At 37.0% G+C, this 10365-nt stretch carries 7 protein-coding genes; 5 read left to right on the top strand and 2 right to left on the bottom strand.

Features of this window, described 5'->3' with window-relative positions; genetic code table 11:
• Nucleotides 1–1003: glucosamine-6-phosphate deaminase (gene nagB / locus ACILQF_RS06310; protein WP_395626567.1), on the bottom strand; the 1003-nt coding region annotated here is incomplete at its 3' end.
• Nucleotides 1004–1638: 635 nt separating this feature from the next.
• Between nagB and ACILQF_RS06315 the strand changes: the two genes are divergently transcribed.
• Genes ACILQF_RS06315 through ACILQF_RS06325 form a run of 3 tightly spaced genes read left to right on the top strand, consistent with a single transcriptional unit; the run spans nt 1639 to nt 7081 of the window.
• Nucleotides 1639–4719, top strand: a complete 3081-nt coding sequence (locus ACILQF_RS06315; RefSeq protein WP_395626568.1) for a SusC/RagA family TonB-linked outer membrane protein — start codon at nt 1639–1641, stop codon at nt 4717–4719.
• A gap of 16 nt (nt 4720–4735) precedes the next feature.
• Nucleotides 4736–6301: a RagB/SusD family nutrient uptake outer membrane protein gene (locus ACILQF_RS06320; protein WP_395626569.1), complete on the top strand. Its 1566-nt coding sequence runs from the start codon at nt 4736–4738 to the stop codon at nt 6299–6301.
• Between the two features lie 9 nt (nt 6302–6310).
• A complete protein-coding gene (locus ACILQF_RS06325; protein ID WP_395626570.1) occupies nt 6311–7081 on the top strand; it encodes a DUF4397 domain-containing protein in 771 nt (256 codons plus the stop codon).
• 58 nt (nt 7082–7139) lie between these two features.
• On the opposite strand, the gene ACILQF_RS06330 is transcribed toward ACILQF_RS06325, so the two are convergent.
• Nucleotides 7140–7748 (bottom strand): porin family protein, encoded by a 609-nt coding sequence (locus tag ACILQF_RS06330; RefSeq protein WP_395626571.1) that lies wholly within the window; start codon nt 7746–7748, stop codon nt 7140–7142.
• 124 nt (nt 7749–7872) lie between these two features.
• On the opposite strand from ACILQF_RS06330, the gene ACILQF_RS06335 reads away from it, so the two are divergent.
• Together ACILQF_RS06335 and ACILQF_RS06340 are read left to right on the top strand one after the other, a co-directional pair.
• Nucleotides 7873–8088, top strand: coding sequence for a hypothetical protein (locus ACILQF_RS06335; RefSeq protein ID WP_395626572.1), 216 nt, complete (start codon nt 7873–7875; stop codon nt 8086–8088).
• Nucleotides 8089–8168: 80 nt separating this feature from the next.
• Nucleotides 8169–9884 (top strand): S41 family peptidase, encoded by a 1716-nt coding sequence (locus ACILQF_RS06340; protein ID WP_395626573.1) that lies wholly within the window; start codon nt 8169–8171, stop codon nt 9882–9884.
• Nucleotides 9885–10365 lie beyond the last annotated feature (481 nt).

Here is a 10365-nt window from a genome sequence, read left to right on the forward strand (position 1 = left end):
CGGTGATGGTATGTTGTAATTTATTGAAAATGTGAATATTAATGTTGTAAACCGGACCCTGCTCCGTAGCGAGCTGCGCCATACCGTGGCTGTTATAATCTTCTTCGGTAAGCTTCAGAATAGGTTTTCCCAAGGTGTTGGCTAACCAAATTACAGCTTTTTTGATCATTGGTAAATCCCAAGTACAATCTTTTACAAGCCAAGGGGTGTTAAATCTTGTAAGCTCTGATGCGGCATCTTGGTCGATTATAAATTCTACACTATCAGATAGTTGCAGGTATGTTGCAGGAACTTCAGATGAAATTTCACCCTCAACAGCTTTTTTAATGATGAATGCTTTTTTCTTATTCCATGCCATCAAAATAATTTCGCGGGCTTTGAAAATAGTACCAATACCCATGGTTATTGCTTTGGTAGGAACATTCTCTTTACCCCCGAAATCACGTGAAGCATCTCTGCGGGTAAGATCGTCAAGAGTTACTAGTCGAGTACCGGAGTTGGGTGCCGATCCCGGTTCGTTAAAACCAATATGACCAGTACGACCTATACCTAATATTTGTAAATCTAGTCCGCCTAAATCCGTAATTTTTCGTTCATAATTAAGGCAGAACTCATGAATTTCATCGATTGGCAATGTTCCATCGGGAATATGAACATTATCCATATTGATATCAATATGGTTGAATAAATTGTCTTTCATGAAGGTTACATAGCTTTGTGGCGATGTAGGTTTCATTGGAAAATATTCATCCAAGTTGAATGTAATTACATTTTTGAAGCTAAGGCCCTCTTCTTTATGAATTCTTACGAGTTCGCGATAAACCCCAATTGGTGTAACTCCTGTTGCAAGTCCGAGGATTGCATTTTCACCCTTTTCTTGTTTGCTTAGGATGAGATCTGTAATGCGACGAGCCACTTTTTTGGAGGCGATGTCAACATTTTCATAAATGGTAACTGGGAGTTTTTCAAAACGGGTTTCTTCGAGAAGATTTAAACGGGCCATCTTAGAATTTAAATTTTAAGGTGTTAGTGATTATAATTAAAACATACAATTCGAAGAATTGCGCATCAATTATCTTTTATGAAGCAATATTAATCAAATTTTAAATAATTTTAGTCCTAAAATACTGAATTTTAAAGCTTTTTTTAATATTTGGGCCTGTACTATTTAAAGAATGAATAGGCTTTTTGTATCACTATCTCATGTTGCTTTTTTATTGAATTTCAAGAAATGAGCGTGATGTTTATGGGTTTCTATGGTAAAGGATAAATTCCTTTTATGATGGTGGGTTTTTCTATCATAAATAGATTTATTTTTTTGAATATTTTGAGTAAATCACTGATTATATGGCGATAATGCTTCAGATCTTAAACAATTGGTGAATTAGAAATAAAAATCAATATTAGCAGAAAGTTACTGCATGGATTAGGCGTTTGAGGGTTCTATTCTATTAATTTTAACTTTTTAGGGCATCCAATAGTGTACATTATACACTATTGATTATGAGTTAAAATAATTCCAATTTCATCTTTTTTCTTGCTTATTCACCTAAATTGTGCAATCTTTAATTCTCCAAGTCTAATTAAACTCAAAAAGGTTTAATAGTCTATTTAATAATTAACCCAAAAACAATTTGTATGAAAAAACAATTACTCATGCTGGTTTTAGGTGTTTTCTTTGTGTCTTTACAGGCTTTTGCGCAGCAAAAGACTGTAACCGGTAAGGTTACAGACGATGAAGGATTACCCTTGCCAGGAGCATCGATCTCAATTAAAGGATCAACAACAGGAGGTACATCAAGTAGAGTTGATGGTACTTATTCTATTTTGGCTAATGCCAGTCAAGTTCTCCAGTTCAAATTTATTGGAACAAAAACAGTAGAAAGAGCTGTGGGCACAAACAATGTAATTAATGTTCAGTTGCGTTCGGATGCTACCTCATTAAATGAGGTTGTAATTACTGCTTTAGGGCAAACTACTACACAGCGTTCATTAGGAACGGCACAGCAAACTGTAAAGGGATCGGACATTGCACAAACACAAAGAGAGAACTTCATCAACGCCCTTCAAGGCCGTATTGCTGGGGTTGAAGTAAATAGTTCATCAGGTGTACCAGGAGCTTCTTCTTCCATTACCATTCGTGGTGTGAGTTCAATCAGTGGAAGTAACCAGCCATTAATGATTATTGATGGTTTGCCAATGGATAATAAAACGTTAAATACTGGAGTTTTAGCTGCTGATGCGCCAGGTTCTGGAGGTGGTGCTTTCAGTAATCGTGGTGTAGATTTCACTAATCGTTCGGCGGATTTAAACCCGGAAGACATAGAAAGCATTGTGGTGTTAAAGGGCCCGGAAGCAGCAGCTTTATACGGAATCGACGCTGCCAACGGTGCAATTGTAATTACTACGAAAAGAGGTAAAGTTGGACAAGGTGGTATTGAATATTCAAATAGTTTAAGAATTGAAAATACCAGAGCTAAGCCTGAAATTCAGCAGGTTTACGGTCCAAGTACTGTTGGCTCTTCCACGTTCCTTTATTATGGTGATAAATACCCAGAAGGCACTAAGTTTTATGATAATGTGGATGGGTTTTTCCAAACTGCATTTACTCAAAAACACAATATAGCTTTAAGTGGAGCAGCTGCTGATAATAGTAGTAACTATAGAATAGCTTCTTCATTTACCAATCAAGAGGGTGTTGTTCCAAACTCTTTATATGACAGAATTAACTTAACTGGAGCTTCACAAGCGCAAATAAATAAATGGTTTAAAGCGGATCTTTCGATGAGTTATACTTATGCTAAGAATGATCAGTCGTTTAAAGGTCTTGGTGGTCCATTAATAGGATTATTAGTTTGGCCTCAAACAGATGATGCTAAAGATTATTTAACTCCTGCAGGTACTCGTCGTAGGTTAACTAATTTAGGTGCTTCTTCAGAAGTGGATAATCCATATTTCAACGTATCTAAAAATATTATCACTTCAAAAAACAATAGGGTTATTTCAAATCTTGGTTTGATATTTACTCCGTTCAAATGGGGTAATATTCGTACCAATATTGGTGTAGATAGCTATACCAATCAAAACATGATTTTACGTCATCCAGAGAGTGCTTATGGTGTTAGTAACAATGGAACGATAGATATTGCGAATGATGTTACTCGTAATATTACCAATCAAACTGTGCTTAGTGTTAAAAAGCAAAAGATTTCTAAAAATTTCTCAATAAATGGTTTATTAGGTAGTGCGATTCAAGATTTAAAATCCAATACGGATGCCATGCAGGGAAGAGATTTCTTGGATCCTAATTTTGTATCGGTAAATAATACTGTTATTAGAAATAATCTGAGTACAACCGTTCAAAGACGTCTTGTAAGTGCTTTTGGTAGTGCTACTTTAGCGTTTAAGGATTATATGTTCGTTACTGTAACAGGTAGAAATGACTGGACATCAACTATTCCGAAAGAAAGTAATTCATTTTTCTACCCTTCAGTTTCAACAAGTTTTGTATTCTCTGACGCGATACCTTCACTAGGTAAATTCATGACAGGTAAACTTAGAGCGGCTTATGCTGAAGTGGGTAAGGATGCAAGACCTTATGCGTACAGACCATCATTGGAGTATAAAAATACTTCAAACGGTGGATATGGATATGGTTTTACTGGTCCGAACTTAGGTTTAAAGCCTGAATTTGCAGTTTCTTATGAAGTGGGTACTGAATTAAGCTTCTTGGATAATAGACTTGGTTTAGATGCAACAGTTTATCGTAAGCAAACAAGAGATCAAATTGTAAATGATATTAGAGGAAGTTATGCAACTGGTTTCATCTTATTCAATTTGAACGGTGCTGAAACAAGAAATGAAGGTATCGAATTAACTTTAAGAGGTACTCCAATTTTGAAAAGTAATTTTTCTTGGGATATCTTAGCCAATTTTGAAAGTGCGAGAGGTAAGGTTTTAGCCTTGCCAAATGCATTACCTGAATCTTATGTTTCGGATACATGGTTATTTGGTAACGTTAGAAATGGAACGGCGCCAGGTTTATCTACTCGTTCTTTAACTGGCTTTTTCTATTTAAAAAACAATCAAGGACAGTTATTGATAGATCCAACAACAGGGCTTCCTTTGCGTTCTAATTTATTTATTGATGCAGGATATGATCGTCAGCCAGATTTTTCAATTGGTATTACCAATACCTTTAAATACAAAAATGTTTCCCTTAATTTCCTTATCGATATTAGAAAAGGTGGAGATGTATTAAACGCGACTGAACAATTCTTAACAGCTAGAGGATTAAGTCCCCGTACGCTTGATAGAGATGAGCCACGCGTAGTACAAGGTGTACTTAGAGATGGAAAAGAAAACACTGCTACTCCAACTGCAAATAACATTGTTCTTGTACCGAGTGTTCAAACTAATTATTATACCGGAATTAGTGAAGAACTATTTATCGAGAAGGACATCAATTGGTTGAGATTAAGAGATGTAACTCTAAACTATGTTTTGCCAGAGAAATTACTTAAGAGACAGAATTTTGTAAAAAAAGCAAGTGTTTTTGTAACAGGAACCGATTTGTTTTTAGTGACCAACTATTCTGGACTTGATCCAATTGTTAATGGTAATACTGCTGCTGTTGGAGGTTCTGGAGCTGCGGGAATTGACTATGGTAATTTTCCGATACCAAGAGGTATCAATTTTGGTGTCAGAATTGGTTTATAATTAAGGAGGAATAAAAATGAAAAAAATATATTTATTAATACTAGCTGTTGTTATTTCAACAACTGGTTGTGAAAAGTATCTGGATGTAAATACCAATCCAAATGCTCCACAGGAGGTTTCAGCTAACCTATACCTTGCACCTATGTTGCATTGGATGGTTACGTCTCCTCAATATGATGGTCGTTTTATTGGACGATATACTCAAAATTGGTATCTCCCATCAACTGCTATAAGTACCTGGGATAGAATGGGTTATGATCCTTCAAGTGATAATGCTGCACAGCAGTTTAGAGAGGTTTATTGGACTTTCGGTCAAAATCTTGTTGACATGACTAATAAAGCTCAAGCTGAAGAGCGTTGGGATTTATTAGGGGTTGCTCAAATTTTGAAAGCCTGGGGATTTCAAGTTCTAACCGACATGCACGGAGAAATCATCGTTAAAGAAGCCTTTGATCAAACAAAGTTTACATTCAATTATGATGATCAAGAATACGCGTACTTAGAAGTTCAAAAACTTTTAAACGCAGCGATTGTAAATCTTCAGCGGACTGATGGTGCGGTAAATGTTGCCTATCTAGCTAAAACTGATAAGATGTATAATGGCGACCGTACAAAATGGTTGAAATTAGCTTATGGTATGCTTGCTTTAAATTTGAATCATTATTCAAATAAGGCTACTTATAAGCCTGCTGATGTGATTGCGGCAGTTGATAAGTCGTTTGGCAGCAATGCAGACGATGCTCTATTAACTTATCCAAATACGCAGAACAATGATATCAATTTTTGGGGTCGCTCAAGAGATAATATAACCAATTACAGACAAACCAATTTCATTCTTAATTTAATGAATGGAACTCAGTTTGTAGGTGCCGATGATCCGCGTAAGAGTAGGATGTTAGCGTCGTCTCCTGATGGTATATTCCGTGGACTAGACATAAATACCATTAACTTTGGAGCATTAACAGCAACCCAAAGACCAAATAATTTTCATGGTTATGCGGGCACTGATGGATTGCAAAAGCCTGGTTCCTATCTTTTTGATGATAAAGCAAAAATGCCTTTAATGACATACGCTCAGCTTCAGTTTATAAAAGCAGAAGCAGCTTACAGATCTGGAGATAAGACAACTGCTTTGGCAGCGTACAAGATTGGTATTTCTTCACATATTGATTTTGTGAATGCTAGGAATTTGGATAATGGGCAGCAACCAATGCAGATTACTGCAGTAGAAAAGACAGCATTTCTTGCTTCTGCTGCTGTTGTACCGGCAAGCGCTGCAGGTTTAACCTTATCGCACATTATGTCACAAAAGTACATTGCACAATGGGGTTGGGGTCATAATGAAACTTGGATGGACCTTCGTCGTTACAACTATACAAATTTAGATCCAGCAAGTGGAAAGCAGGTGTTTATGGGCTTTACTCCTCCAACAAATCTTTATGTAGATAATAATGGAAAGATCGTTCAAAGAATTCGTATGAGATATAATTCTGAATATGTTTGGAATAGAGCATCTCTTGAAAAAATTGGCGGACTAGCATTAGATTTCCATACTACACCTTTATGGATCACTCAACCTTAATTATCAGATATGAAAAGATTAAATTATATTTTAGGACTGTTGCTTATAACAGCACTATATTCATGTGAAAAAAATGCCGTTCAGGATATCACTGGCGATGCTCCTCAATCGCGCATTAAGTTTTTTAACTTCGGTTTGGGAACTCCCGGAGTTAATTTTTATGCGAATGAAACCAAAATGACTGCAATCAGCTCAACAAGTGGCACGGAGTCGGTTACTGGGGTTATTTACGGTGGCGTTGGCGCTGGCGGACTTTATTCATCAATCAAACCTGGAAATTATGTTTTCTCAGGAAAAATTGCTGCTCTTGTGGATAAAGATTTAGCTATTTCTAGTATTACTAGCACCATTGCTGCGCAGAAGGATTATTCCTTTTACCAAAGTGGAATTTATAATATCACTTCAAAAACAGTTGATGGATTTGTTGTGGAGGATAACTTCCCAGCAACTTTAGATACTGGTAGGGCTTATGTTAGATTTGTGAATGCAATTCATAATTCTAGTGCCATGACCCTTTATGCTAAAAATGCGAACACTACTGCAGCTGAAGAGGCTGTAGGTGCTGCTATTGCATACAAAGCTGGCGGTGCATTTATTGCATTGCCAAACGGTGTTTATAATTTATCGGTGCGTGCTACAGGATCGGCTACTAATTTAATTACTAGAGCTGCTGTTTCTTTCTCTAAAGGAAGAATCTATACGATTGGTGCTCGTGGAGATATGTCGCCAACTGCAGTTACTGCAAATAAGCCGGCTCTTGATAATACCTTGAATAGGTAGAATACGAGTTTAAAGATTAAAAGAGTGCCCAGTGATATCGCTGGGCACTCTTTTTGTTTTAAAACAATTTAAAGCCTAAGCTCAAGTGAAATAATTGCTGTTGTTGATTATATTTCTCACTTCGGCTGATATTACTCAATCCTGCCTCATAACGGGCATCAAAGCTTATGTTTCCTAGGTCGATGCCAGCACCTGCTTGAAAGCCTAGCGTTTGATTTTTATAATTCCCGAAATCGCTTACCTGGTTGTAAACTGAGCCCAGACTATTATCCTCCTGAATGATAAATGATAGAATTGGTCCGCCCATAAAGCGTAGATTCAATTTATTGCTTCCTATTTTTGTTCCTAACAACAGTGGTAAATCAAGTGTAGTGAACTTAATGTTCCCTTTAATATCTGTTATACCACCATTTGTTTGAATGCCAGTATATTCATTACCCTTAGTGGCAAGGTAGAGCTCTGGTTGTAAATACATAAGTCCACCAATGCGTGCAAATATTCCTGCTTGGTAGCCTAGAATACTATTTTCATTCGTTAAATTATCCTTTGTTTTCAAATTGGAGTAGTTTACTCCGCCCTTAATTCCAAAAGCGAATTTGGATGATTGAGCCATGGCGCTTAGTCCGCCGAATGCCAAAAGGCATGAAAGCAGTATTATCTTTTTCATACAATCTTTAAATTAAATTTCAAAAATAGATACAATACTTATTCCAAAAACGTTTTATTCGTCAATTATTTGAAATAGCTTGAAATTTGTCGCGATAAAATTTAATTTTGTACAAATTTGAGCCATGGCAGAGATGAACATCAGTAATACGGAATGGGATCGTTTGAAATTAAAACTTAAGCGTAAATACAATAATCTTAGCGATGAAGATCTTTCTTATCAGCAAGGTCAGGAAGAGGAGTTAATTACTCGTTTAATGGCTCGTTTGAAGCGTAAGCGTGAATATGTTGTATTTACACTAGAAAAGGGACTTCAATTTCTCGATACCAACCGTTTATAGTATGGGCTTTTGAGCCTTGGTCTTATTTTCTAAAAAATAATAGGACGGTTTTTTGTAATTTAAATTTCTAATTTAAACGTATGAACAAACAGTCCGACACAAAATCTGGCCTTCAAAAATTATTCAAGGGCTTAATCATAAGCAGCTTTTTAATTTCCTTTTTCTCCTTTTCTTACGTTGATGACCTTTTTCAGGTGTCTAAGAATCTAGACATTTTTGCAGCAGTTTATAAGCAGTTGAGTATAAATTATGTAGACGAGGTAAATTCTTCTAAAATTATGGAAACCGGTATTGTTGCGATGCTTGACGAGCTCGACCCTTATACCCAGTATATTCCTGAGTCGGAGATTGAAGAGTATAAACTTAAATATGTCAGTAATCAATATGGTGGCATAGGTGCTACCATTTCAATTAGAGGTGGAAAAGTAATTGTTGCAGAGCCTTATGAAGGTTTTCCGGCAGAAAAAGGCGGATTAAGAGCTGGGGATGAATTGCTAAAAATAGGGGATTTTTCGCTTAAGGGGAAGAACAATCAAGAGGTGGGGTATTTGCTTAAGGGGCAGAAAGACACCAAGGTTGATTTGCTCATTCAAAGGCCGGGGATTCCAAAACCTATTGAAATACAATTGCTTAGAGAAGAAATTAAACTCGGTAACGTGAGTTATCACGGAATGTTATCTAATTCTGTGGGCTATATTAAATTAGATCGGTTTCTTGAAAATGCAGCCCAAGATGTTGAAGATGCACTGGTGGATCTCAAAAAAACGGGACTTAATGCTTTGGTTTTAGATCTTCGCGATAATGGTGGCGGCATTTTACAAGAATCTGTAAAAATTGTAAATCTATTTGTCGAGAAGGGTATTACGGTTGTCATACAAAAAGGTAGAAATCGCGAAAAACCCATTACTTATAAAACTTCAGCTCAAGCGATCGAGCCAGATTTGCCCCTAATTATACTTGTTAATGGTCAGTCGGCTTCAGCTTCCGAAATTATTGCTGGATCTCTTCAGGACCTCGATAGAGCCGTTGTAATTGGTCAGCGTAGCTTCGGAAAGGGTTTGGTGCAGCAAACATTTAACTTGCCTTATAATAGCCTCGTAAAGGTTACCGTGGCTAAGTATTATACTCCCTCGGGCAGGTGTATTCAAGCCTTAGATTATAACCAAAGAGATACAGAAGGGCAGGTAGCCAAACTTGCTGATTCCCTAATTACGGAGTACAAAACTAAAAGTGGGCGCTCAGTTTATGATGGTAGTGGTATTTTTCCTGACGTATTTGTTAGTCCAGAGAAAAATAGTTTGTTAACTCGGACCTTAATTTCTGGTTTTCATATTTTCGACTATGCTACGCAGTATCACCAAGAAAAAGCCAAACTTGCTAGCGCTAAAACCTTCAAGCTAAGCGATAGTGATTACGAAGATTTTGTTAAATTTCTTTCAAAAAGAACGTATAGCTACCAATCTGCAAGCGAAAAACTGTTGAATGATTTACGTGCAGAAGCAAAGGAAGAAAATAAGTTTGAAACCTTCAAGCCGGAACTAGAGGCTTTAAACGCTAAAATAGCTGCTTCTAAAAAGAATGATCTTTACTTATTTAAAGAAGAGATCAAGAAAGTACTTGAAAGCGAAATTGTTTCACGTTATTATTATCAAAAGGGTAGGACTGATTATAGTTTACCAAATGATCGGGAGCTTAATGAAGCGATCAAGGTATTTACTAATAAAACTATTCTGAGCGCCATTTTAAAAGGTGAAGGAGGATATAGGAGTATTGGGAAACCGGGGGTTAGGGAGTGATTAGTGGTTAGTAGTTAGGTGGTTAGTAGTTAGGTGGTTAGTTGGTTAGGGGTTGTCGGTTATCAGTTGTCAGGCTGGGTGGATATTTTTTATCTGTTCTTTAGACCTGCGTTGTCCGTTGTCGGTTGTCCGTTGTCAGGCTGGGTGGATATTTTTTATCTGTTTTCAGACTTCAGACTTCAGACTTCAGACCTCAGTTATCAGTTGTCAGTTGTCAGGCTGGGTGGATATTTTTTATCTGTTCTTCAGACTTCCGTCCTCAGTTGTCGGTTATCAGTTGTCAGGCTGGGTGGATATTTTTTATCTGTTTTCAGACTTCAGACCTCCGTCCTCAGTTGTCGGTTATCAGTTGTCAGGCTGGGTGGATATTTTTTATCTGTTCTTTAGACCTGCGTCCTCAGTTGTCCGTTATCAGGCTGGGTGGATATTTTTTATCTGTTTTCAGACTTCAGACCTCCGTCCTCAGTTGTCGGTTATCAGT

Source organism: Daejeonella sp. (assembly GCF_044232565.1).
Taxonomy (GTDB): domain Bacteria; phylum Bacteroidota; class Bacteroidia; order Sphingobacteriales; family Sphingobacteriaceae; genus Daejeonella.